Origin of the sequence: Lentzea sp. NPDC051208 (assembly GCF_040682435.1) — a bacterium.
Lineage (GTDB): Bacteria > Actinomycetota > Actinomycetes > Mycobacteriales > Pseudonocardiaceae > Lentzea > Lentzea kristufekii.
In genome coordinates, this window is the sequence record NZ_JBFBAW010000019.1 from 139,563 (window position 1) to 163,529 (window position 23,967).

The window sequence follows — 23,967 nt, forward strand, 5'->3', positions numbered from 1 at the left end:
GGTGCAAAGGAGTCCAACTTCATGAAATCCCTGCGCATGGGGGCGCTGGCCGTCTTGACGGTCTCCGTGGTCGCCCTCTCGATGACGGGCGCCTCCGCCCACGATCCCAACACCGCCGAAGGCCAGGCCGCCGCCAGGACGTTCCTGGCCGACCACCTGCCCGCCGACCGGCACGCCGTCTCCGGCCAGGCCGCGGGCGTCCCGTGCGTCAACGGCAAGGCCGACATCTACCCCTGCAAGAACGTCGACCTGCTCAGCGTGCTCCCCCTGTCCGCGATGGGCGGTGGCAACGGCAACGACATCTGGGGCTGGACCGACCCGTCCTCCGGCAAGGAGTACGCGATCGTCGGCCGCACCAACGGCACTGCGTTCGTCGACGTCAGCACGCCCACGTCGCCGAAGTTCCTGGGCAACCTGCCGTCCAACGGCGGCAGCAGCTCGTGGCGCGACATGAAGGTCTACAAGGACCACGCCTTCATCGTCGCCGACTTCATCACCGGCCACGGCATGCAGGTGTTCGACCTGACCCGCCTGCGGACGGTCACCACGCCGCAGACGTTCACCGCCGACGTCCTGTACAAGGAGTTCGGCCCGGCCCACAACATCGCCATCAACGAGGAGACCGGGTACGCCTACGCGATCGGCTCCAACACGTGCAGCGGCGGCCCGCACATGGTCGACATCCGCACGCCGAAGTCGCCGAAGAACGCGGGCTGCGTCGCGCAGGACGGCTACACGCACGACAACCAGTGCGTGATCTACCGCGGACCGGACGCGACCTACCGGGGCCGGGAGATCTGCTTCAACTCCAACGAGGACACGCTGACGATCGTCGACGTGACCGACAAGTCCAAGCCGGTCCAGATCGCGCGCAAGGCCTACTCCGGCGCGCAGTACTCGCACCAGGGCTGGCTGACCGAGGACCAGCGGTACTTCCTGCTCGACGACGAGCTGGACGAGTCGCGCGGCACCGACAAGCGCACCAAGACCTACATCTGGGACCTGGCGAGCCTCGCGAACCCGGTGCACACCGGTGTCTACAACTCGCCGGCCACGGCGATCGACCACAACCAGTACATCAAGGGCAAGTACTCCTACCAGGCCAACTACCAGGCCGGGCTGCGCATCCTCGACGTCAGCAACGTCGCCTCGGCGCAGCTGACGGAGGCCGGGTTCTTCGACATCTACCCGGCGGCGAACGAGGCGAAGTTCAACGGGGCGTGGAGCAACTACCCGTACTTCGCCAGCGGCATCGTCCTGGTCAACGGCATCGAGCAGGGCCTGGTCGTGGTCAAGCCCAACCTGGGCGCCGTCGAACCGCCGCCCGCCGGTGGCAAGTTCGAGAACACCACCGACGTGCAGATCCCGGACAGGGGAGCGGCGGTGACCTCGTCCGTGACGGTGTCCGGTGTGCCCGGCAAGGCGCCGGCCGCGTTGAAGGTCAACGTGGACATCAAGCACCCGTACCGCGGTGACCTGGTGATCGACCTCGTCGCGCCGGACGGGACCTCGTTCCGCCTCAAGGGTTCCGGCAACGACTCCGGTGACAACGTGCTGACCACCTACGAGGTGAACGCCGGCACCGAGGACGCCGCCGGCTCCTGGCAGCTCAAGGTGCAGGACGTCGCCAGCTCCGACGTCGGCTACATCGACGCGTGGAGCCTTCAGTTCTGACCCTGACGCGGGTGGGCGGCCATCGCCGTCCACCCGCGCCGCGAGGAGTTGTCATGCGCAAGCTCAGTCCGGTCGACTGGATGTTCGCCCTGCTCGCCGTCGCCGTGGTGGCAGGCGGCGGAATCATGGTGTTCGCCCGGTCCGCACCGCCGATGCAGCACCAGAGCATGGGCGCCGTGGTCCCCGCCGCGCACAGCGACGGACTGTCCGATGTGGAGAGCGGCTACCGCTTCGAACGCGTCGTGGTGCCCGAGACCCGCGGCACCGCCGTGCCGGTGGCGTTCCGGATCCTCGACGGCGCGGGCCAGCCCGTCACCCGGTTCCTGGACAACCAGACCAAGCAGATGCACTTCTTCTCCGTCCGCGAGGACATGTTCGTCTTCGAGCACCTGCACCCCGTGCTGGACGGCGACACCTGGCGCACCACGCTCTCCCTGCCCGACGGCGGTGCGTACCGGATGTTCGCCGAGTTCGTGCCGCTCGACACGGCGGACCCGCGCCACCCCGTTGTGCTCGGCGTGCCGTTCAGCGTCCCCGGTGACACGACACCGGCACCGGTTCCCGCGCCCGAGGCCGGCGCGGTGACGACCGACGGCTACAGCGTGGTGCGGGTGGACGAACCGGCCCGGCCCAAGGCGATGACCCCGCAGACGCTGCGGCTGGCCATCCGCGCCCCGGACGGCACACCGGTCAGCTCATTGGAACCGCACCTCGGCGCCAACGGCCACATGACCGGCTTCCACACCATGCTGCTGTCGGCCACGCACCTGCACCCCGTCGAACTGGCGGGGATCCCGCTGAACAACGGCGAGCTGAGCTTCCAGGCGGTCTTCGCCGACCGCGGCGAGTACCGGCTGTTCCTGGAGTTCTCCCACGGCGGCAAGCTGCACCGGGCGGCGTTCACGGTGGACGTCGGCTAGGTCAACTCCCAAATTTCTATAACTTCAGTGTTGACCAAACTTAACCCGAGTTGAGGAGCTGCCCACTCCCAGCGCTGAAGATCGCTAGCCTGGACGAGATGCGCATCCTCTTCTCGTGCCGGCCCGCCTACGGGCACCTGTTCCCGCTGGTCCCGCTCGCCCGAGCGGCACAACAAGCAGGCCACGAGGTCGTGTTCGCGATCGGTCCGAGCTTCGTGGAGAAGGCGCGTGGGCTGGGTTTCGAGGCGCACGCGTCGGGCATCTCGATCGAGGAGGCCGAGGCGGAGGCACGCGGGCGGCACGGCGACGCGGAGGTGCCGCGGCTGCTGATCACGATGTTCGCGGACGTGCTGCCGCGGGCGACGGTCAGAGATCTCGGGGGACTCCTGCCGCGGATCAAGCCTGATCTGGTCGTCTACGAGCAGAGCGACGCCGGTGCCGCGAAGGCGGCTCGTGACGCCGGGATCCCGTTCGTGTCGCACGTGATCGGCCGGTCCATGCCGCCCGCGATCCAGGAGATGGCGGCGGGGGAGATGGCGTGGATGTGGGACGGCACCGCGCCCGCCGACCTGATGATGGGTGACGTCGCGATCGACCTGTGGCCGGACACCGTGCGCGATCCGGTCGTCGCGGCGCTGCCGACGGTGCTGCGGCAGCGGCCGACGGCGTTCGACCTGGACGTGCCGCTCCCGAAGATCGAGGCGGCACCGCTGGTGTACCTGACGCTCGGCACGATGTCGTCCGGTGCGACGGACGTGCTGCGGCGCGCGATCGACGGCCTCGCCCGCCTCCCGGTCACCGTCCTGGTGGCGGTCGGTCCCGGCGATCCCGCGCTCCTGGGCGACGTTCCGGCGAACGTGCGCGTCGCGGGGTTCGTGCCGCAGGCGAAGGTGCTTCGGCAGGCCGGCCTCGTGGTGCACCACGGCGGATCGGGCACGGTCCTCGGCGCGCTCGCGGCCGGTCTGCCGCAACTGGTGCTGCCGCAGGGCGCCGACCAGTTCGTCAACGCCGACGTGCTCGCCGAGACCGGCGCGGGTGCGAAGCTCGTCGGCGAGGAGGTCACCGCGGACGCCATCACGGATGCTGCGGGCCGTCTGCTCGACGACCCGTCGGCACGGGAGGTCGCCGTGAGGGTGGCGGCCGAGATCGCGGACATGCCGGCCCCGGCCGCCGTCGTCGGGCGGCTCAGCGAACTGGTGACGGGGTCCTGACGTCGGCCCCGGCCTCCAGGTGGTCGGGCAGCGAAGCGCGGTAGATCGGCATCGCCGCGGCGGTGGTGACGATCGCGACTGCGACGAGGATCGCGAACATCTCGGGTGTCACCAGGTCGTAGGCGAGGCCGATGTTGATGAAGATCAGGATCATCAGGCCGCGGGCGTTCATCAGGCCGCCGACCGCGGAGGCGTAGCGCCACGAGTACCCCTGCGCGCGCACCACGAGTCCGCAGCCGAGGTACTTGCCGGCGAACGCGGCCAGCATGATCACCGCGAGCGGGAACCAGAGCGCGCCGCCCGAGCCGAAGCCGTCCAGTCGGGTGTTGAGGCCGCTGAACGCGAAGAACACCGGCAGCAGCAGGATGGAGTTGAGGTCGGAGAGCTTGGTCTCCAGTTCCTGGCGCACGACCGGCGACTTGGGCATCGCGAGGCCGGTGATGAAGCCGCCGAACACCGAGAAGACGCCGATGTAGTCGGTGTACCAGCCGGCGAGCAGCACGATCAGCAGGATCACCGCCACCATGTCGCGGCTGAGCTTGCCGTCGCGTTCGGCGCGTTCCCCGAGCTTGGCCAGCCACTTGCGGCCGAGCGTGAGCATCACGACCGCGAAGATCGCCGCGCCGAGGATCGTGCGCAGCGCGCCGGACGGGCTGCCGGACGCGCCCACCGCGATGATCAGTGCGAGGAACGCCCACGCCACCGCGTCGTCGATCGCGGCGGCGACCAGGGTGAGGCCGCCGATGGGGGTGTTGGCGATGCCGCGTTCCTGCAGGATCCGCGCGAGCATCGGGAACGCGGTGATCGACAGGGCGCCGCCGACGAACAGCATGAACACCCACAGGCTGGAGCCCTCGGGGCTCAGCGAGTCGAAGAAGAGCAGGGCCGCAACCGCGCCGAGCAGGAACGTGGGCACGATGCCGGAGATGGCGAGCACGGACGCCTTGCGCGCGTTCGCACCGGTCGTGAGTCCGTGGTCCAAAGAGGACCCGACGAGGAACATGTAGAACGTCAGGCCGATCGTGCTGAGGACGTACAGGGTGCTCTTGACGTCGGCGGGGAAGAGCTGGGCCTGCACGCCGGGGGCGACGGCACCGAGCAGCGCGGGGCCGAGCAGGACGCCGGCGACCATCTCGCCGACGACCCTGGGTTGTTTGACCAGCATGGCGAGCCGTCCGCAGACGGTGGTCGCGGCGAGCACGACCGCCAGCGCGGCGAAGACCTGCAACGCGAAGTGGATCTGGTTCACCGGGGATCTCCTGGGGTCAGTGCCGGACCGGGCAACCCTGCGTGTCGTGCGTGTCGAAGTAGCGCCCGGCCGGCCGGAGCCGGTGGGCGTGCAGCACCATCGCGGTGCCGAGCACGAGCTGGGCGACGCTGCGCCAGACGTCCTCCCAGCGGTCGCGCACGCGCATCACCGCAAGCCTGAAGCGGGGCACCGGGCCGTCGCGGACGAGCAGGCACGGCCCGCGGCTGGGCAACGAGCGGGTGTGCGTGACGGAGGAGTGCGGCGTGACGCGGCGCAGCACTTCCCGTGCGGAGGCGCGCATCGCGATGGGGGACAGGCGCCACGCCGGGCACGGACGGTTGGCGGCGACGCCGAACGGGATGTGGTGTTCGTTGCGCGCCCCCGTGTTCTCCCACCGGCCGGGGTCGAACACGTCGGGATGGTCGTACCCGGTGGCGTGGTAGGCGGGGTAGTTGAAGCACAGCACCGAACCCGCGGGGAAGAACGTGTGGTCGTCCAGTTCGATGTCCGCGGTCGTGATGCGGTGGGCGATGCCGAACAACGGGTAGAGCCGGAAGGTCTCGTCGAGGACGTGGGCGAAGTACCGGTCGTCGTCGACGCGCCGGGCCGCTTCGGGGTGCTGGGCCAGTGCGAGCAGCAGGTGCGTCATCGCCTCGGCCATCTGCACGACCGCGGTGTTGAAGTAGGTGCCCTGCAGGTAGTGCACCTGGTCGGTCTCCGACAGCGTCGCGGGCAGCGGGTGCCGGACGTCCGCGAGCCGGACGCGCAGGTAGCGGGTGAGGCGGGCGCGGCGGGCGGGATGGCGCAACCCGGTGCACTTCAACGAGGTTACGACGTCGGTGGCGTGCGCGACGATCAGGTCGCGCGCGTGGCGCGGGCACGGTTCGCCGAACACCAGCTCGTAGAAGTACTCGGCCCACACCGGCATCATCAGCTCGCGCAACCGCACCGCGGTGACGCGGCCGGTGATCACCTCGTCCAGCACCTTGGCGGTGCAGCGCGTCGCGGCCGCCGAGAGCGTCTCGCTCGATCCCGCGAGGAAGGTGCGGGTCGCGCGGGCCACGTCGTCGTAGCGCGGCCCGGCCTCCAGGTGCTCCTGGTGCACCTCGGGGCCGGGGGAGAGCCAGTACCAGAACAGGTCCGACAGTCCGGCGCCCTTGCTGCGGCCGTTCGCGGCGGGGTGGCTGTAGAGCTCCTGGAAGCGGTCAGGGCCGACCTGGTCGTTCGGGAACGTGATGGCGTTGTCGCCGTTGACCTTCTCGAACACCTTGGCGCGCAACGCGACCACGCGTCCGGGCAACCAGTTCAGCACCGGGCCACCACCATGTCCCTGGTCAGTTCGCCGCCGCACAACGCCAGGACGTGCTGGAACTCGTCGCGCAGCACGTCGAGCACCCGCCGCACGCCCTGCTCGCCGTCCGCCGCCAGTCCCCACAGCACGGGCCTGCCGATGCCGACGGCCGACGCTCCCAGCGCCAGTGCCAGCGCGATGTTCCCTCCACTTCGGACTCCGCCGTCGAGCACGACCGGCACCCGCCCGGCCACCGCGTCGACCACGGCGGGCAACGCGTCGAGCGACGCCGGCACGAGGTCGAGCTGGCGGCCGCCGTGGTTGGACACGACGATGCCCGCCACGCCGTGCCCGACCGCGAGCACCGCGTCCTGCGGATGCAGGACTCCCTTGACCCACAACGGAAGCGCGGTCATGTCCCGGATGCGGTCGAGGTGCTCCCACGACACCGCCGGCGACATCTCGATGGTCCGCAGAGCCACCCCGGCCAGGTCGCGCATGTTCTCCGCGGCCAGCCCGGCGGGCAGGTCGTGGAACCCGTGCGCGATGTCTCGCCGATGACGGCCGAAGACAGGGGAGTCGACCGTCACCACCAACGCCGCGCACCCCGCCCGTTCCGCCCGCCGCACCAGGGCTTCCGTGACGTCCATGTCGGGCTGGACGTAGAGCTGGAACCACACCGGCCCGGTCGCGGCCGCCACGACCCCGGCGATCGGCACGGTCGAGGCCATGCTCGACACCAGCGTCGTTCCGCCCGCCGCCCGCGCGGTCGCCAGTTCGCCGTCGGGGTGGGCGAGCCTGTGGAACGCGGTCGGTGAGATCAACACGGGGAAGTCCCGGCTGATCTCGTTGCCCCGCAACACCCTCGGCAGCAGGGCGAGGCGCCGGAACGCGGCCTCGTTGTCCGCGAGCACGATCTCGTCCCCGACCCCGCCCGCGAAGAAGTCGTAGTGAACGGGGTCGAGCACCGCGCGTGCCTTGTCGTGCAGTTCCGCGAGCACCGGGTTCACCGCAGGTACTCGCGCAGCGGGGCCTTGTGCACGGCCTCGCTGTCCCACTCGTTCTCGAGGTTCTCGGTGATGTGGTGCTCGTCGGCGAGCACGCCGCCGCGGAACCGCCGCACGACCGGGTGCAGGTAGCGGCCGTCGAGCCCGCTGGTGTCGTCCTGGGAGGTGCGGCCCGCGGTGATGTCGAACGGGTTGACCTTGTCGTGGTCGGCGCCGTACTCCAGCGTCACCGTCAGGTACGACGCGACGTCGCCGAACTCGCCGCGTGCCACGGCCTCGTGCAGGTGCGCGACCGGCACCTCCTCGACGTAGCGCACCGAGCCGTCCTCGCCGGTCAGCACGGCGTCGGCGAGGAACGAGAACAGCTGCCACAGCGCGGAGGTCCGGTTGACCCGCTCGATGATCGCCTCGGTGACGGCCTCGGGCGCAGGGTCGACGGAGCGGCTGGGCCAGTCCACGCCGTGGTAGCGCTGTTCGGCGATCCGGTGCAGTGCGCGCACGCCGTAGCGGAAGCCGTGGATGAACCCGCTGGTCGACTTCTTGAAGTCGCGCATCTGCGTGATCGTGCCCGCGAAGAACATGTCCGGGACGTTCACCGACTCCCACGCCGCCGTCTGGTCCGGGAAGCGCGACCTGATCGTCAGCTGCGGCCGGCACTCCGGTGCGAAGATCGAGGCGTCGAACCGGAACCCGGTCGCGAGGATCACCCGGTCGTAGCGGATCTCCTTGATCACCTCGTCGACCCGCTGGAAGCTGACCTTCACCAGGTAGTCGTCTCCGTCGCGGCGGATGCCCGCGATGTGGCCGTCCAGCACGGCGTTCTGCGACTTGAGCTGGTAGGTGTCGAGGAAGTTGTTGTTCACGGCTCGCAGGTGGCCGACGAAGTGCGTCTGCCACGCCAGCTTCAGCGAACCGGGCCCGGCGACGTGGATGACCGAGGCGGTCTCGACGAGGGCGTCGGCGGTCTCGAACGCCGAGTTGCCGCGCCCGATGATCAGCACCTTCTTGTTCGTGAAGTCCTGCCGGTCGACGGAGACGTCGTAGTAGTGCTCGGCGTGCTCGACGCCCTCGATGTCCGGCACGTACGGCTGCGAGACGCCCGTCGCCACGATGATCCGCTTCGCGCGGTAGGTGCCGCCGTGCTGGTCGCGCACCACGAAGTCGTCCGGCCGGGTCACCTCGATGACCTTGGTGTCGTAGCGGACCGGCAGGTCGAACTTGCCGGCGAAGTCGCCGAGGTAGCGGACCATGTCGTCGGCGTCCGGGAAGTAGCGCGGGGTGTAGCCGGTGAACAGCAGCGCGGGATCGTCGGACAGCAACGAGTTCCAGTCGACGCGCAGGTTCAGCTCGGGGTCGTCCCAGCCGGTGTGGATCTTGTTGATGGAGATCAGCTGCCGGTGCCGGGGGAAGCGGGTGAAGAACGTTCCCGCGGCCTGGCCGGACTCCAGCACCAGGTGGTCGCGTCCTGCCTGTTTGAGCAGGTAGGAAGCCTGCAGTCCCGCCGGACCGGCGCCGATCACGAGACATTCGGTCGTTACCTCGCTGGACACGACGTTCTCCTTCACGCAGTCAGCTGACGCTTGTCTGGTTTGCCGCTGGGAGCGACGGGTGGTTCGGAGATCGCGGTGACCCGCACGGGAGCGCAGGCCGCGCCCAGCCGTTCGGTCACGAGCTCCTGGAGCTCGTCGAGTGCGGGAACGCGATCGGCTTTCGGTACGACGAACGCGTGCACGGCCTCGCCGGTCTCGTCGTCCGGCACCGCGACGACGTAGGCCTCGGCGACGTCCGGGTGCTCGGCGAGCACCTGCTCGATCGGGCCGATGTAGTGCAGGTTCGCGTTGACGATCACGACGTCGCGGGCCCGGCCGGTCAGGCGCAGGTAGCCGAAGGCGTCGAACCGGCCGAGGTCGCGGGTGCGGACCCAGCCGTCCACGAAGACTTCGGCGGACTCCTCCGGGTTGCCCCAGTACTCGCAGGCCTGGCCCGGAGTGCGGACGAAGAGCTCGCCGTCGCGGATCTCCACGTCCACCGGCGGTCTTCCCACCGTGCCAGGGGGATCGTCCGGCGTGGCCATCGAGATCATGCCGGTCTCGGTCTGCCCGTAACCGTGGAACAGCACCGGTCCCAGGGTCTCCAGAGCCTCGCGGTGCCGATCGGGAGTCAGGGGAGAGCCGGACACCAGCAACGCCCGCAGCGCCGACAGATCAGCGGGTTCACGCTTCTGGGAGGAGACGAGTTTCGCCAGGCCCGGCACGGTGATCACGCGTGCGGTGGCTTTGAGCCGGGTGATCGCGTCGGCCGGGTTGTCGGCGACGACGACCGTGCCACCGGCCGTGAGGGTGAGGACCGCGTACTCGAACATCACCTGGCTCGACAGCGAGCCGAACACGAGGTAGCGGTCGAGCCGGGTCGCCAACTCCCGGATCGCGGGAGGCCAGGCGTCGGGACGGGCGGTCCAGGCGTCGGTCATGGACGCGTAGGTCTGGGCGCAGGCCTTCGGAGCGCCCGTGCTGCCGCTGGTGTGGATGAGCCGGGCGATGTCGCCGGGACGGCCGTCGCACCGCAGGGGACCGGGGGAGGAGACGAGCAGGCCGGCGAGGTCGGCGTCCCGGAGCACGATCTTGATGTCCAGGCTCAGCAGGTGCTCGACCTGCGCGTCCGTCAGCCCCGGCCGCACCCCGGCCACCCGCGCGCCCACCGCGTGGGCCGCCAGGATCGTCGCGAAGGCCTCCACGGTCACGCCGAGCAGCAGGGCCACCCCGTCACCGGGGCCGAGACCCTTGCCGCGCAACCCGTTCGCGATCCGCGCGACCAGGTCCAGCAACTCCGCGCCGGTCACCACGCGGGTGCCGTGCTCGAACACCGGCCGGTCCGCGGCGGCGGCGAGCACGTCGAGCACCGCCCGCGGGAACGGCCCGGTGTCACGCGCCGGCAAGGCATTCCTTCACGAACAGCACGAGCGGCTGCTGGTGCACCTCCGGCAGGTCCCAGTGGTTCTCCAGGTTCTCGGCCAGGTGGTGCGTCGCGGCGAGCACGCCGTGCCGGTAGTAGCGGACCACCGGGTGCAGGTAGCTCGCGCCGGCCGCGTTGACGGGGTCGTTCTCGGCGACGCGGGGGACGGTGATGTCGAACGGGTCGACGGTGTCGTGGTCGGGCCCGTACTCCAGCGTCGCGACGAACCGGTGCTCGGCCGGGCCGAGGCCGCCGTCCGCGACGAACGCGACCGGCACCTCCTCGGAGTACCGAGCGGTGGTGTCGTCGACGCTCACGACGTCGCCCATGACCGCGAACTGCTGCCACAGGCACGACGAGGTGTTCACCCTGGCGATGACGGCCCCGCTGATCGCCTCGGGTGAGAGCTCCAGATCGGTGCCGTGCCACGGGGTGCCGTGGTTGCGGTCGCTCAGGACGCGGTGCAGCGCGCGGGCGCCGTAGCGGAAGCCGTGGATGAACCCGCTGGTCGACTTCTTGAAGTCCCGCGACTGGGTGATCGTGCCGGCGAAGTACAGGCCGGGGACGTTCGTCGACTCGAACGCCGAGGTCTGCTGCGGGAAGCGGTCCTTGATGACCAGCGCCGGGCGGCAGTCCTCCGCGAAGATCGAGGCGTCGAACTGGAACCCCGTGCACGCGATGATGCGGTCGTACTCCAGCTCGCGGGTCCTCTCGGCCGAGCGCGCGTAGCGGAACTGGATCCGGAAGCCGCCTTCGGGCCGTTGCTCGATGTGTTCGACGGTGCCGTCGATGACCGCGTTCTCGGACTTGAGCTGGTAGGTGTCGAGGAAGTTGTTGTTCACCGCCCGCAGGTGCCCGACGTAGTGCGTCTGCCAGGCGAGCTTCACCGAGTGCGGTCCGGCGACGTGGATGACGGCGGCGTGCTCGACCAGCGCGTCGGCGGTCTCGAAGCCCGAGTTGCCCTTGCCGATCACGAGCACCCGCTGATCGGTGAACGACTCCGGGTCCGTGTCGAAGGTGTCGTAGCGCTCGGCGTGCTCGATGCCGGGGATCGGCGGCACGTGGAGCTGGGAGACGCCGGTGGCCATCACGAGGTTCTTCGCGTGCCAGGTCTGTCCCGTGTGGTCGATGGCCGCGAACCCGTCACCGTTGCGCGAGATGCTCGTGACATCGATGTCGTAGTGGACTTTCAGGCCCGCCGCGCAGTCCTGGAAGTAGCGGACGATGTCGTCGGCGTCCGGGAAGTACCGGGGCGTGTAGCGGGTGAAGAGGAGCTCGGGGTCGTCGAGCAGCAGCGAGTTCCAGTCCATCCGCATCCGCTGCTCGGGGTCGGTGAACCCGGTGTGGACCTTGTTGATGGAGATGAGCTTGCGGTGCCGCGGGTAGCGGGTGAAGAACGTGCCGGCCCCGCTGCCGCGCTCCAGGACGGCGTAGTCGCGACCGTCCCGCTCGAGCAGTGCGGCGAGCTGCAAACCGGCCGGTCCCGCGCCGATGATCAGGTAGTCGTGAGCCATGGACGGGGAAGCTACCCACGCGATCTCAGAACTTTCTGAGATCGGCTGCCTACCGTCCGTGCGGTGACCGCGACCGCCTCAGACACGTCCGTGGACCTGGGTTCACCCCTGACCGTTCCGCACCTGCTGCGCGCTTCCGGGCCGCTACCCGTGCTCGTCGGATCCGACGTGCTCGACCGAGTCGAACGAGGCCGCGCCTACCTGCGCACGGTCCTGGCCGACGACGAGCGCCCGGTGTACGGCGCCAAGACCGGGTTCGGCGCCCTGGTGGGCTTCGCGGGCAGGTCCACCGAAGCCGACCAGTGCGACAACACCCTCGCACACCTCGGCGCGGGCCAAGGCCCCGACCTGCCCCTGGACATCGCCAGAGCCGCACTCCTGGTGCGCACCTGGTCCCTGGCACAGGGCCTCTCCGGCGTGTCCTCGCACGTCGTCGAGGGCCTGTCCGCGATGTTCGCGACGACGTTCGTCCCGGCCATCCCGCGCTACGGCTCCGTCGGTGCCAGCGGAGACCTCATCCCGCTCGCCTACGCCGCCCAGGCGTTGCGCGGCCGGGGACACGCCTACCTCGACGGCGTCCGCCGGCCCGCCGCCGACGCCCTTGCCTCCGCCGGACTCACCCCGTTGCAACTGGACGGCCGCGACGCCCTGGCCCTGGTCAACGGCACCTCCGTCACGACGGCGGCGTTGGCCCTCGCCCTGTCGTCCGTGCGTTCCTCGCACGTCGCTTTGGCCGACCTGACGTGCCTGCTCGTGGACATCGTCGGCGCCGACCCCGGCTTCACCGACCCACGCCTGATCTCCGCCTTCGGCCACCCAGGAGCCGTGACCGTCGCGTCTCGGATGCGCTCCATGCTCGACGGCACCACGCCCAGTGGCCTGCGCGCCCTGCAGGAGCCGTACAGCATCCGCTGCGCACCCCAGCTCCTCGGCGCCGCCGAGGACGCCCTGCGCTACGCCGACAGCGTCGTGGCCTCGGACCTGGCCGGCGTCAGCGACAACCCGCTGTTCTTCCCCGCGGACGACCTGATCGCCCACGGCGGCAACTTCTTCGGCCAGCCCGCCGCCTTCGCCGCCGACGTCCTGGCCATGGTCACGGCCTCACTCGGCAACCTGGCCGAACGCCAACTCGACCTGCTCGTCGACCCGGCCCGCAACACCGGCCTCCCACCCATGCTCGCCGCCGGCCCGGGCCGGCAACACGGACTGCAGGGCGTCCAACTGGCCACGACCGCCTTCGTCGCCGAGATCCGCCGCGGCGTCCTGCCGGCCAGCACCCAGAGCCTGCCGACCAACCTGCACAACCAGGACGTGGTGCCGTTCGGCACCCAGGCAGCGCTGCGCGCCTACGACCTCGCGGAGCTGCTGCGCCTGCTGTGCGGCTCCCTCGCCCTGGGCCTGCGCCAGGCCGTGCACGTGGGCGGCCGCCGCCCGACCGCACCCCGGTGCGCGGCGTTGCTGGACGCGCTGGCCTCGGCCATCGAGCCGGTGGACCCGGACCGCCCGCTGGACGCGGACGTCCGGGTGGCGGCGGAGGTGGTGGTCAGCAGGCAGTGGTGAGGGGGCGGCTCGGGCGGTGGCCGAAGGCCTGCCGCTGCCGAGTCGCCGCTGCCCAGTACCGCGCCGGAGACCATGCACACGACGCTCGCTCCGAGCACAGGCCAGATAGCGAACATGTCCACCGCCCGGATCGCGATGCCCGCGGCACCGGAGTCCTTTGTGGACAGTATGGCCACGGCGAGGATGCCGAGCGCGAGACCGAAGCCGAGCCACGCCGCTGCCGACAGGACGTGCCACGAGCAACACGGCCCTGCGGGCACGGCCGCTGAGCTTGCGGGTAGTGGTCATCGCGGTGCACTCCTCCTCCCGTGGTGCCGACTTCCACGCTCGCCACCACGAGCGCCCGCACCACCCGCCGACGCTCTGATCTCGCCTACGTCACTCTGCGCGGGCAGCCGCCACGTCCCCCACGTCGTCGGTACCGTGCCGTTCATGACCGAGACTTCAGTCGGCGGCGTCGAAGCGTTGCTCGGCGCGGCGATCCGCCCGCTCGCCGCCAGCACGTTCGTGGCGACGTTCACGGGTGCCGGGCTGGGGCGCGAGCGAGGGCGGAACGTGCTCGACAAGGAGATCTACCGCCGGTTCGGCAAGCCCCGCAACAGCGACGCCCACCACGCCTACCAAGCGGTCATCGTCCAGATCGTCCTGATCTGGGAGCAGGCGCTGCTCGCGGCGCGGTCCTCGCACGGCCCTCTGCTGCTGCTCCCCGACGGCGCCCGCGTGCTCGCCACCACCGACCCGCTCGGCGAGCTGCACACCCTGCTCCGGGTGTGAGCCGGCTGCACGAGTGGTCACCCTCGGTGTTGTAGCGTCTCGCGGTGCAGATCTGGACGGAGCATCCCGCCAGGACCGACGTCGACGCGGTCGTCCGCCGTTACTTCGACCTGCTCCAGGCCGGGGAGGTGGCCGAGGCCGAACAGCTCGTCGTCGGCTCGTCGAGCCGGCACGTGCTCAAGGCACTGTGGAAGGGCTCGGTCGGACGGAGCGCCGGTGCGGATGACACGCCTCCCAGCTTTGCCGCCGAGGCCGAGCAGGACCTGTCCTGGCTCCGCGAACTCGATCTCGGGGACTTCACCGGGGACCACGCGGGCGACCGGGTCCACGTCGAGATCACGTACCGCGCGGAGGTGATCGAGGTGGCATTGAGCTTCTGGGTCAAACCCACCGACGCCGGCTGGGTCGTCGCGGGGCCGGCGACCCTCTGGTAGGGCGGAGCCCAGTCGCGCGGTGGTGACGAGGAACGCCGCTCGGCCTGGGCGACGCGTCCCCAGGGGGCCGGGATGCGGTCGTGGAGGTCGACCAGCGTCACGCCGTCGGCGACCGCGCCGAGCACGATCACCGCGAGAGCGGCTACGGGATGAGCAACGCCCGGCTGGCCGACATGAGAACCCCGGTCCCTCGGTAGGAGATCGACACCACCGGTCCCAGGCGAACGTCCGTGACCACCGGCCTCACGGACAGGCGCTGGCGATCTCCTCCCGCGCCACCAACGCCCCCTCCCCGGCCACCGGAATCCGCACCGTGAACCGAGCCCCCAGCCCAGGCCGCCCCACCGCCTCCACCGTCCCGCCGTGCCCGGTCACGATCTCCCGCACCAGCGCGAGCCCCAGCCCGAACCGCCCCTCACCCGCACCCCGGTGGAACCGCTCGAACAACCGCTCCGCCTCCCCGGCCTCGAACCCCTCGCCGTCATCCGCCACGACCAGCTCGGCCGTCCCACCACCACTCCGCACGCCCACCGAGATCCGCCCGCCCTCCGGCGTGTGCCGGACGGCGTTGGCCAGCAGCTCGTCGACGGCCCGGCGCAGCCCGGTCTCGACGCCCTGCACCATCACCGGGTGCCCGGGGTGGTCCAGCGACACCGTGATCCGCCGCTCGGCGGCGCGTTCGGTCTCGCCGACGACGGCGGCTTCGGCCACGTCGGCCAGGTCCACGGGTCTGCCGTCGAGCCGCCGGGGGAGCTGCGCGGAGGCCAGCAGGTCGTCCACCACGTCGGCGAGGCCGCGGATCGACCTGGCCAGCGCGTCGAGGTCGGTTCGCTGGTCGTCGGGCAGGTGGGCGGCGAGCAGTTGGGCGCGCAGGTAGGCGCGGGCGATGGGGGTGCGCAGCTCGTGGCTCGCGTCGGTGACGAAGCGGCGTTGTCTCGCCAGCGCCTCCGCCAAGGGGCCCACCGTGCGGCGGCTGATGCCGAGGCCGATCAGTGCTGCCGCCAGCAGGCCGCAGGCCAGCGCGATCGCCAGCGCCTGCAACAGGTGCGTGCGGTCGGCGAGTTGGTAGCGCATGTCGAACACCGCCTGCACCGTCGTGCCGTCCGCGCCCGGCGCCGTGAGCACCCGGTACTCCGTGCCGTTCGCGGTGACGTCGCGGGACACGGCGACGCCTGAGCCGTGCACGGCGTCGATGTCGTCGCGCAGCGGGAACCCACCCGGCACCTGGAGCTCACCCTCGTGCAGCACGCCGTCCTCCAGCACGAACACCCACGCGCACCGGGGCGCGACGCCCGGCACGCCGTAGTGGACGTTGTAGCGGAGTTCGCGCGCCACCTGGGTTTCCTGCCCGTGCGCGATGACGACGTAGGCGATCACGCCGACGAACGTGATCATCAGCGTGATCGCCAGGCCCACCAGCACGCTGACCCTCAGCCGCGCCCGGCGGACCTCCGCGCGCTCCGCCTCGGCCCACGACCTCACAGCGCCCCCAACCGGTAGCCGATCCCCTGCACCGTCTGCACCACCGAACGCCCCACCTTCGAACGCAGGTAGTGCACGTAGGTGTCCACAATGGACTGGGAGGGTGCGTCGCAGAACACCGTGCGCCGCAACGCAGCCCGCGTGTGCACCGTCTCCGGATGTGTGGCGAGGACCCGCAGCAGCGCGAACTCCCTGGTGGTGAGCGGCACCTTCTCGCCGTCGGGCAGCACGACCTGGTGTTGTTCGAGCTCCAGGCGGCCGGCGCCGATGCGCAGGACCGCGGCCAGTTCCGCCGCCCGCCGGCACAGCGCCCGCAGCCGCGCGGTCAGCTCGCCCAGGTCGAACGGCTTGGCCAGGTAGTCGTCGGCGCCGGCGTCGAGGCCGTCGATCCGGTCGTGCACCGACCCCATCGCGGTGAGCATCAGGGCCTGCGTACGCACGGACCGGGAACGCAACCGGGACAACAGGTCCAGCCCGTCCACGACCGGCAGGACGCGGTCGATCACCACCACGTCGTAGGGCCGGGTGAGCGCGAGGTGCAGTCCGCGCTGGCCGTCGAAGGCGGTGTCGACGTCGTATCCCTCACCGCGCAGCACCGCGGCGAGCAACTCCACCAGCTCGCGGTCGTCGTCCACGAGCAAAAGCCGGAACCGCTGGACTGACCGCGACTTCGAAGAGGCCCGCACGGAATCCACGATCGCACGTGATCAGCTTCGATTCAGCGGGCAACAGCCAACGGACAGGTTCACGGATGTGACCGGAAGGCCTGCTGTGACACAACATCGCCGGTCGCGCGGCTTCAGCGGCCCCTGGGCGCCCGCTGATCAAAGATAAACATGTGAACCGCGGTCGTCGCGTGACCTGCGATCACGCGACGACTGTGAACGACCTACCAGGCGGGCGCCACGGCCGAGGCGGTGCGCAGTTCGCCGACCCAGCCCGCGGTCGCGATGGCGCGCAGGCCGTCGTCCCCCTCGGCGAGCTTGCCGTGCGGGCCGAGAACGGCGGCGTCCCCGTCGTGCCAGCGCACCGGCAGTTTGCCGTGGCGTTCGAGCAGACCGGCGAACTTCGTCGTCAGCCTGGCGGTGCCGATGTGCACCCAGCGGCTCGGGAACAGCTCCAGCAACTCGACCGTTGCCGGACCGAGCTCGGGCACGACGGTGATGCCGTGATCGCGACCGTACTCGACGAGGTCGCGCAGCGCGTCGGGATCTCCGTCCGGGAAGACGTGCAGCACGTTGAGCTTGTAGGCGGCCATCCGGTCGATCGCCTTGCGCATCTCGGCCGGTGCCAGCAACGCGCTCGACACACCGCGCCACGCGAACGCGGGGGAGTCGCGCACGTCGGCCGCGCGGACCGTGCCGTCGCCGGTCATCAGCTGCCGGAACGTCTGCACGCCGTGCCGCAGCCCGGCCTGGGTGCCCGCGCGCAGCATGATGGCGTCGTTGCTGACCAGCAGCGCGTACCCCTCGGGGCCGAGCCCGCGCATGGCCGGGTCGTGCGACACCATCAGCATGCCGTCGGGCGACTCCGCCAGCAGGTAGCCGGTCTGCCGGAAGACGTGCTCGCGCAGCATCGCGGCCGCGGTGCGCGCCTGCCCGGTCACCCGGACGGTCACGTCTTCGGTCAGTACGAACGAGCCCGTGCGACGGGGCGCGCTCGTGGGCATGGGAACAATCACCGGTTTCCTCTCCAGCGAGCTAACGCTGGGTGTATCAGCTGAGTTCCGGCGATCGGACGCGGAACGGGGTTCCGGTGCCTGTCGCGCTGATCACATCGACCGTCCCCGCTCACCTCAGGAGAGCATGTCCTGCACCAACGGGACGACCTTCGTCCCGTACAGCTCGATCGTGCGCATCAGCGACCCGTGCGACAGCCCGCCGATCCCGTACTTGAGGTCGAACCGGCTCGCGTCGAGCTTCTTCATGGTGCGCGCCATCTTCTCCGCGACCGTCTCCGGCGACCCGACGAACAGCGCGCCGTGCGGGCCCACCTCGTGCGCGTACGACTCCGGCGTCGGCGTGGCGAACCCCCGCGTCTTGCCGAGCCGGCCGATCATGTCGAGGTAGTGCGGCCAGAACTCCTCCCGCGCCTCCTCGTCGGTCGGCGCCACGTGACCGGGGGAGTGGATGCCGATCGGCAGCGGGTCGCGGCCGAACTTCTCCAGCGCGTGCTTGTAGAGCTCCGAGAACGGCGCGAACCGGCCGGGGTGGCCGCCGATGATCGCGAGCATCAGCGAGAAGCCGTACGAGGCCGCGCGCACCACCGACTGCGGGCTGCCGCCCACGCCGATCCACGTCGGGAACGGCTCGGTGTAGGGCACGACGTCCTGCTCGTGCAGCGCCGCACGGGTCTTGCCCTGCCAGGTGATCGGGCCGCCCTTGAGCAACTCGGCGAACAGGTGCGTCTTCTCCTCGAACAGGTCCTCGTAGTCCGCGAGGTCGTAGCCGAACAGCGGGAACGAGTCCACACTGGACCCGCGGCCCAGGATGATCTCCGCGCGGCCGTCCGACACCGCGTTCAGCGTCGAGAAGCGCTGGTACACGCGCACCGGGTCGTCCGAGCTGAGCACCGTCACCGCCGAACCGAGGTGGATCGACGACGTGCGGGCGGCGATCGAGGCCAGCACGACGTCGGCGGCCGACAGCGGCATGTCCGGGGTGTGGTGCTCGCCGATGCCGAAGAAGCCGAGGCCGACCTGGTCGGCGAGCACGCCCTGCTCTACCACGTCGCGGATCGTCTGGGCGTGCGTGAGCGGGGTGCCGGAAGCGTCCTGGGTGACGTCACCGAACGTGTCGAGTCCGAACGTGGTCATGACTGCTCCTTGATGAAGTTCTCGAATTCCTGTCTGCGGGCCGCGACGCCGAACACCGGGCTGCCGGGTTCCAGCAGCCGTCCCGCGGCCAGGGACCCCACCGGCACCGGGTCGAACCCGATGCGTTCCAGGAACTCCGCGACGGCCTGCACGGCGTCGGGCGAGTCACCGGCGATGCCGACGGCACGGCCACCGGCGGGTTCCATGTCCTGGTAGGCGACGTGGTTCAGGGTCTTCACGACGTCGGCGCCGACCAGCCGGCGCGCGACCTCTTCGCTCGTGCCCAGGGGAGCCTCGGCGGGTGGCCAGTGGTTCATCGAGTCGATGACGACCTTGCCCGCGAACATCCCCGGTTCGAGCGCGGGGAAGCGGTGCCACGGGATCGCCAGCACGACGAGGTCCGCGTCCGCCACGGCGTCGGCGGCCGTCAGCGCGACGGCGCCGGGGGCGAGGAACTCGGTGATCATCTCGATCCGCGCTGGGTCACCCGAGCCCGCGATGCCCACCTCGTAGCCCGCCGCCAGGGCCAGGCGGGCGATGACGGGACCGACGTGGCCCGCACCGAGAACAGCGATCTTCACAGCACACCGGACCTCGCTAGTTGATGTATCACCTAGCTTAACCGGACCAGCCCCCGTTTATTCCGCAGGGGTGGCGGCTGGGTTACCTTCGACGCGTGTGGGATCTGGGTGACGCGTACGAGCGGTACATCGGCCGGTGGAGCCAGCTGGTGGCGGTGGAGTTCCTGCGCTGGCTGGACGTGCCGCCCGGCCGGACGTGGCTCGACGTCGGCTGCGGCACGGGCGTGCTGACCGAGGCCGTGCTCGCGCACACCCGTCCGGCCGCGGTCACCGGCGTGGACCCGTCGAAGGGCTTTCTGGACCGCGCCCGCAGCCGCGTCCCCGACGCCGGGTTCGCCGTCGGCGATGCCACTGACCTGGGCGAACGCACGGCCGACGTCGTGGTCAGCGGACTCGTGCTCACGTTCGTGCCCGACGCCGCCCAGGCCGTGGGGGAGTTCGCCCGCGTGGCCCCGTGCGTCGGCTCGTACGTGTGGGACTACGTGAGCGGCATGCAGATGATGCGGCTGTTCTGGGACGCCGCGATGGACGTCGACCCCGCCGCGGCCGCGCACGACGAGGGACTGCGCTTCAGCGCCGTGAGCGGCGCCGAGCCCCTGCGCGCGTTGTGGACCGGCGCCGGCCTGCGCGACGTCGAGGTGACGGGCATCGTCGTGCCGACGGTGTTCCGCGACTTCGCCGACTTCTGGGACCCGTTCCTGGGCGGCACGGGCGCCGCGCCCGCCTACGTCGCGAAGCTCCCGCCGGAGCAGCGCGACGCCATCCGCGAACTGCTCCGCTCCCGTCTCCCGGCGCAGGGCCCGATCGAGCTGACCGCGAAGGCCTGGGCCGTCAGAGGTTCGCGCTGAGGAACCGCTCCACGTGCGGGTTCACGTCCGCGGCGTGCGTGAGGCTCAGGAAGTGCGCGCCACCCTCGACGAGCACGAGCGGCTCGGCCTTGGGCAGCGCTGCGACGAGAGCCTCGGCCTTCGCCACGGGGTAGGCGAGGTCCGCGGTGCCGTGCAGCACCAGCGCGGGCACGTCGACCTCGGTGATCCGGTCCAGCACGCCTTCACGGCCGACCAGGGCGTTCATGATCAGCCGCAGCCGTTCGGGTTCGACCTCGCTCCACTTCGGCGTCCACCCGGACGCGTCGTAGTCGCCCAGGCAGATGTTCGCGACGGCCTCGGTCACCGTGTCCGGGCCCTGCGCGATCCACACCTCGGCGAGTTGCTGGTACGCGTCGGAGATCTGCTCGTCCTCGGTCTCGCCGGACGTCCCGAGCAGCACGAGCGCCGTCACCCGTTCCGGCGCCAGCAACGCCATCCGCAGCGCCACGAACCCGCCCTGGCTGGTGCCGGCGACGGCCGCACCGCCGATCCCCAGCTCGTCGAGCACGGCGAGCGCGTCGCGGGCGACGTCCCAGTGGTCGAACGGCGCGGTCGCGGGTGTGGCACCGTGGCCGCGCTCGTCGATCGCGATCAGCCGGTACCGGTCACCGAACGCCTCGACCTGCGGCGCCCACATCGACGCGTCCATCAGGAAGCTGTGCAGCAGCACGACCGCCGGACCGTCCCCGCCGTGGTCCACGTAGGACACCAGCTGTCCGTCCGCTGTGGTCACCGTTGCCATGCCGCACGCCCCGTCCCGCATAGTGGATCTTCAGCACCGCCCGCCCGGTCCGCTCTACCCTGCCCGGATGCGACAAGTGTTCAGGAGCGCGGTGCTGCTCCTGCTGCTGATGATCGTCGTCCCCGCACCGGCGTCCGCGCAACAAGAGCAACCGCCGCTGGTCCGCGTCGGCACGGAAGGCACCTACCCGCCGTTCTCGTTCCACGACCCTCAGACCCAGGAGCTGACCGGCTACGACGTCGAGGTCGTCAAGGCGATCGCCGCCAAGGCCGGCTGGCGGCTGGAGTTCGTCGAGACGCAGTGGGACGCGATCTTCCCCGCCCTCGACTCCTCACGGATCGACCTCGTCGCGAACCAGGTGTCGCGCAACCCCGAACGCGCCGATAAGTACGGTCTGTCGAGTACCTACACCTACTCGCGCGGTGTGATCGTCCGCCGCACCGGCGACGACCGCATCAAGTCCATCGCGGATCTCAGCGGCAGGACCACCGCCCAGTCCAGCACCAGCAACTGGGCGAAGGTCGCCCGCGACGCCGGCGCGAGGGTCGAGGCCGTCGAAGGCTTCGCCCAAGCCGCCGCCCTGCTGCAGCAGGGCCGGGTCGACGCGATCGTCAACGACAACATCGCCGTCCTCGACTACCTCGCCACCACCGGCTCGAAGGACGTCGAGATCGCGGGCGACGCGGGCCAGGCGGGCAGCGAACAGGTGCTGGCCCTGCGCCAGGCCGACGCCGCGCTGCTGTCGCAGGCGAACCAGGCGATCGACGCCCTGAAGGCCGACGGCACGTTGCGCGGCATCTCCCAGAAGTACTTCAAGGCCGACGTGTCCGTGCAGGACGGTGGCGCGGCGGACCTGTCCGAGGGACGTGGCCCGCGCAGCACGTGGGACGTCCTGCGCTCGACGGCGTGGCCGATGTTCGTGGGCCTGGTCAAGGTCACCGTCCCGCTGACCGCGCTGTCGTTCGCGATCGGCCTCGCGCTCGCGTTGCTGGTGGCGCTGGCCCGGATCTCGCCGTACCGCGTGCTGTCCGGCCTCGCGCGGGCGTTCATCTCGGTCATCCGCGGCACCCCGCTGCTGTTGCAGCTGTTCATCGTCTTCTACGGCCTGCCGCAGGTAGGCCTGAAGTTCCCGCCCTTCACGGCCGCCGTCGTCGCGTTCTCGCTGAACGTCGCCGGCTACGCGGCCGAGGTGATCCGCTCGGCGATCCTGTCCGTGCCGCGCGGGCAGTTCGAGGCGGCGGCCACGATCGGCTTCGGCTACGCGCAGACGTTGCGCCGCATCGTGCTGCCCCAGGCCGCCCGCACCGCCGTGCCGCCGCTGTCCAACACGCTGCTGTCGTTGCTGAAGGACACGTCGCTGGGATCGGTCGTGCTGCTGACCGAGCTCTTCCGCGAGTCCCAGCTGGCCGCGGCCGAGAGCAACGAGTTCCTCGCCCTGTACTCGTTCGCGGGGCTCTACTACTGGGTGGTCTGCGTGGCCCTGTCCGCCGCGCAGAAACGACTGGAGACCAGGCTGAACAGGTACGTGATCGCATGAACGACATCCGCATCGAGGTCTCCGGGCTGCACAAGTCCTTCGGCGACCTGGACGTCCTGCGCGGCATCGGCTTCACCACCCCGCGCGGCACCTCGACCGTCCTGCTGGGCCCGTCCGGCTCCGGCAAGACCACCCTCCTGCGCTCGCTCAACGCCCTCGACACGCCGGATCGCGGCCTGGTCCGCATCGACGACGTGTCGGTCGACTTCTCCGCCCTGCCACCGGGCAAGGAAGGCCGGGCGGCAGGCGCGCGGCTGCGGGCGCAGAGCGGCATGGTCTTCCAGTCGCACAACCTCTTCCCGCACCGCACGGTCCTGCAGAATCTCACCGAAGGGCCGGTCGTCGCCCAGAAACGCCCACTGGACGAGGTCGTGGGGGAGGCACGCGCACTGCTGGACCAGGTGGGCCTCTCGGACAAAGCTGATTCGTACCCGTACCAGCTTTCCGGTGGCCAGCAACAACGCGTGGGCATTGCCCGTGCACTGGCTTTGAAACCTCGTGTCGTCCTGTTCGACGAACCCACCTCGGCGCTCGATCCGGAACTGGTGGGGGAGGTGCTCGCGGTGATCAAAGACCTGGCCTCGGAAGGGTGGACCACGGTCATCGTCACGCACGAGATCCGGTTCGCCGAGCGGGTCGCCGACCAGGTGTTGTTCCTGGACGGAGGCGTGATCGTCGAGCACGGACCGCCTGGTCAGGTCATCGCCGACCCGCGGGAAGAACGCACCCGGCGGTTCCTGCGGCGCGTTCTCGACCACGGCTGAAATGATTCTTGAGGATAGGCTCGCCTAAATTCCTGTCGAATTGCGGGGCTCCTGCGGTGGTGGCATCGTCGCGATTACCGAACCTTTCCCACCACGGCAGGAGCGGACATGACCACCCTCGAGAACCCGGCGATGCCCGCAGTCCACGATTGCACCGTGCACGACTGCTCCTACAACCACGACGGATGCCACGCGTTCGCGATCACCGTGCGCGGTGACAACGGCGCTGCCGACTGCGGCACCTTCATCCCATTGGGTACGAAGGGCGGCCTGGACAAGGTCGTCGCGCAGGTAGGCGCCTGTTCCCGCACCGACTGCGTGCACAACGCCTCGCTGGAATGCACGGCGCAGAGCGTGCGAGTCGGCCAGGGCGAAGGCGACCACCACGCGAACTGCCTGACCTACCAGCCGCGCTAGTGGCGTGACACAGAACGTTGGCGGCGTATTCGCGCTCAGCAGGATCCGTCGCGGCACCTCCCCCACGCCCCCGTACAACCAATGCCTGGAACTTAAGGCTGGGCGGCGGAGGGTGTTGATCACGGTTCGGCTGTGATCGGTGTGGTGGCCCGGACAGGCAACGAGGCTCCGGCT

General features: G+C 70.3%; 22 protein-coding genes. 10 read left to right on the top strand and 12 right to left on the bottom strand.

All coding sequences use genetic code 11. The annotated features are described in order from the left end of the window. Positions 1–21: 21 nt before the first annotated feature. The 3 genes from AB0M48_RS36290 to AB0M48_RS36300 all read left to right on the top strand — a co-directional run bounded on the left by AB0M48_RS36290 (position 22) and on the right by AB0M48_RS36300 (position 3,805). On the top strand, positions 22–1,674 hold the full coding sequence (locus AB0M48_RS36290) for a choice-of-anchor B family protein (RefSeq protein WP_363850713.1): 1,653 nt from the start codon (positions 22–24) through the stop codon (positions 1,672–1,674). A gap of 53 nt (positions 1,675–1,727) precedes the next feature. Next, entirely contained in the window at positions 1,728–2,594 is an 867-nt protein-coding gene (locus AB0M48_RS36295; protein ID WP_363850717.1) for a hypothetical protein, read from the top strand. A gap of 98 nt (positions 2,595–2,692) precedes the next feature. Further along, on the top strand, positions 2,693–3,805 hold the full coding sequence (locus AB0M48_RS36300) for a glycosyltransferase (protein ID WP_363850720.1): 1,113 nt from the start codon (positions 2,693–2,695) through the stop codon (positions 3,803–3,805). Here the strand turns inward: AB0M48_RS36300 and AB0M48_RS36305 are convergent. The 6 genes from AB0M48_RS36305 to AB0M48_RS36330 are packed head-to-tail and all read right to left on the bottom strand — an operon-like array spanning position 3,780 to position 11,818. After that, positions 3,780–5,054 carry a cation:proton antiporter gene (locus tag AB0M48_RS36305; RefSeq protein WP_363850722.1) on the bottom strand — a complete coding sequence of 425 codons (1,275 nt, stop codon included), beginning with the start codon at positions 5,052–5,054 and terminating at the stop codon, positions 3,780–3,782. The genes AB0M48_RS36300 and AB0M48_RS36305 overlap by 26 nt on opposite strands. Positions 5,055–5,070: 16 nt before the next feature. Continuing rightward, complete coding sequence (locus AB0M48_RS36310; protein ID WP_363850725.1) at positions 5,071–6,366, bottom strand: cytochrome P450; 1,296 nt, start codon at positions 6,364–6,366, stop codon at positions 5,071–5,073. Then, the gene (locus AB0M48_RS36315; protein ID WP_363850728.1) at positions 6,360–7,355 is read right to left on the bottom strand and encodes an alpha-hydroxy acid oxidase; all 996 of its coding nucleotides are present in this window, start codon (positions 7,353–7,355) and stop codon (positions 6,360–6,362) included. Before AB0M48_RS36315 ends, AB0M48_RS36310 begins: the two co-directional genes overlap by 7 nt. Beyond that, positions 7,352–8,902: an NAD(P)-binding domain-containing protein gene (locus AB0M48_RS36320; RefSeq protein ID WP_363850730.1), complete on the bottom strand. Its 1,551-nt coding sequence runs from the start codon at positions 8,900–8,902 to the stop codon at positions 7,352–7,354. Before AB0M48_RS36320 ends, AB0M48_RS36315 begins: the two co-directional genes overlap by 4 nt. 11 nt (positions 8,903–8,913) lie before the next feature. Next, positions 8,914–10,287, bottom strand: coding sequence for a long-chain fatty acid--CoA ligase (locus AB0M48_RS36325; RefSeq protein ID WP_363850733.1), 1,374 nt, complete (start codon positions 10,285–10,287; stop codon positions 8,914–8,916). Further along, positions 10,274–11,818 (bottom strand): NAD(P)-binding domain-containing protein, encoded by a 1,545-nt coding sequence (locus AB0M48_RS36330; protein WP_363850736.1) that lies wholly within the window; start codon positions 11,816–11,818, stop codon positions 10,274–10,276. Before AB0M48_RS36330 ends, AB0M48_RS36325 begins: the two co-directional genes overlap by 14 nt. Positions 11,819–11,881: 63 nt before the next feature. On the opposite strand from AB0M48_RS36330, the gene AB0M48_RS36335 reads away from it, so the two are divergent. The 3 genes from AB0M48_RS36335 (at position 11,882) to AB0M48_RS36345 (ending at position 14,586) form a co-directional block, all read left to right on the top strand. Further along, complete coding sequence (locus AB0M48_RS36335; RefSeq protein WP_363850739.1) at positions 11,882–13,378, top strand: aromatic amino acid ammonia-lyase; 1,497 nt, start codon at positions 11,882–11,884, stop codon at positions 13,376–13,378. A gap of 432 nt (positions 13,379–13,810) precedes the next feature. Beyond that, positions 13,811–14,152: a hypothetical protein gene (locus tag AB0M48_RS36340; protein ID WP_363850742.1), complete on the top strand. Its 342-nt coding sequence runs from the start codon at positions 13,811–13,813 to the stop codon at positions 14,150–14,152. 44 nt (positions 14,153–14,196) lie between these two features. Further along, a complete protein-coding gene (locus tag AB0M48_RS36345; protein WP_363850745.1) occupies positions 14,197–14,586 on the top strand; it encodes a hypothetical protein in 390 nt (129 codons plus the stop codon). Between the two features lie 243 nt (positions 14,587–14,829). On the opposite strand, the gene AB0M48_RS36350 is transcribed toward AB0M48_RS36345, so the two are convergent. The 5 genes from AB0M48_RS36350 to AB0M48_RS36370 all read right to left on the bottom strand — a co-directional run bounded on the left by AB0M48_RS36350 (position 14,830) and on the right by AB0M48_RS36370 (position 19,464). Continuing rightward, positions 14,830–16,068, bottom strand: coding sequence for a HAMP domain-containing sensor histidine kinase (locus AB0M48_RS36350; RefSeq protein WP_363850748.1), 1,239 nt, complete (start codon positions 16,066–16,068; stop codon positions 14,830–14,832). Beyond that, positions 16,065–16,754 carry a response regulator transcription factor gene (locus tag AB0M48_RS36355; protein WP_363850751.1) on the bottom strand — a complete coding sequence of 230 codons (690 nt, stop codon included), beginning with the start codon at positions 16,752–16,754 and terminating at the stop codon, positions 16,065–16,067. The genes AB0M48_RS36350 and AB0M48_RS36355 overlap by 4 nt, the downstream gene beginning before the upstream one ends. A 203-nt stretch (positions 16,755–16,957) precedes the next feature. Beyond that, positions 16,958–17,749, bottom strand: a complete 792-nt coding sequence (locus AB0M48_RS36360) for a glycoside hydrolase family 20 zincin-like fold domain-containing protein (RefSeq protein ID WP_363850754.1) — start codon at positions 17,747–17,749, stop codon at positions 16,958–16,960. Between the two features lie 114 nt (positions 17,750–17,863). Further along, entirely contained in the window at positions 17,864–18,883 is a 1,020-nt protein-coding gene (locus tag AB0M48_RS36365) for an LLM class flavin-dependent oxidoreductase (RefSeq protein WP_363850757.1), read from the bottom strand. Continuing rightward, the gene (locus AB0M48_RS36370) at positions 18,880–19,464 is read right to left on the bottom strand and encodes an NAD(P)-binding domain-containing protein (RefSeq protein WP_363850759.1); all 585 of its coding nucleotides are present in this window, start codon (positions 19,462–19,464) and stop codon (positions 18,880–18,882) included. The genes AB0M48_RS36365 and AB0M48_RS36370 overlap by 4 nt, the downstream gene beginning before the upstream one ends. A 95-nt stretch (positions 19,465–19,559) precedes the next feature. On the opposite strand from AB0M48_RS36370, the gene AB0M48_RS36375 reads away from it, so the two are divergent. Beyond that, on the top strand, positions 19,560–20,312 hold the full coding sequence (locus AB0M48_RS36375; RefSeq protein WP_363850762.1) for a class I SAM-dependent methyltransferase: 753 nt from the start codon (positions 19,560–19,562) through the stop codon (positions 20,310–20,312). Here the strand turns inward: AB0M48_RS36375 and AB0M48_RS36380 are convergent. After that, positions 20,296–21,066 (bottom strand): alpha/beta fold hydrolase, encoded by a 771-nt coding sequence (locus AB0M48_RS36380; protein ID WP_363850765.1) that lies wholly within the window; start codon positions 21,064–21,066, stop codon positions 20,296–20,298. The genes AB0M48_RS36375 and AB0M48_RS36380 overlap by 17 nt on opposite strands. A gap of 76 nt (positions 21,067–21,142) precedes the next feature. Between AB0M48_RS36380 and AB0M48_RS36385 the strand changes: the two genes are divergently transcribed. From AB0M48_RS36385 to AB0M48_RS36395, 3 genes are all read left to right on the top strand, one after another. Then, entirely contained in the window at positions 21,143–22,612 is a 1,470-nt protein-coding gene (locus AB0M48_RS36385; RefSeq protein WP_363850768.1) for an ABC transporter substrate-binding protein/permease, read from the top strand. Beyond that, complete coding sequence (locus tag AB0M48_RS36390) at positions 22,609–23,376, top strand: amino acid ABC transporter ATP-binding protein (protein ID WP_363850771.1); 768 nt, start codon at positions 22,609–22,611, stop codon at positions 23,374–23,376. The genes AB0M48_RS36385 and AB0M48_RS36390 overlap by 4 nt, the downstream gene beginning before the upstream one ends. Positions 23,377–23,484: 108 nt before the next feature. Then, positions 23,485–23,793, top strand: coding sequence for a DUF1540 domain-containing protein (locus AB0M48_RS36395; RefSeq protein ID WP_319988807.1), 309 nt, complete (start codon positions 23,485–23,487; stop codon positions 23,791–23,793). The last annotated feature ends 174 nt before the right edge of the window (positions 23,794–23,967 follow it).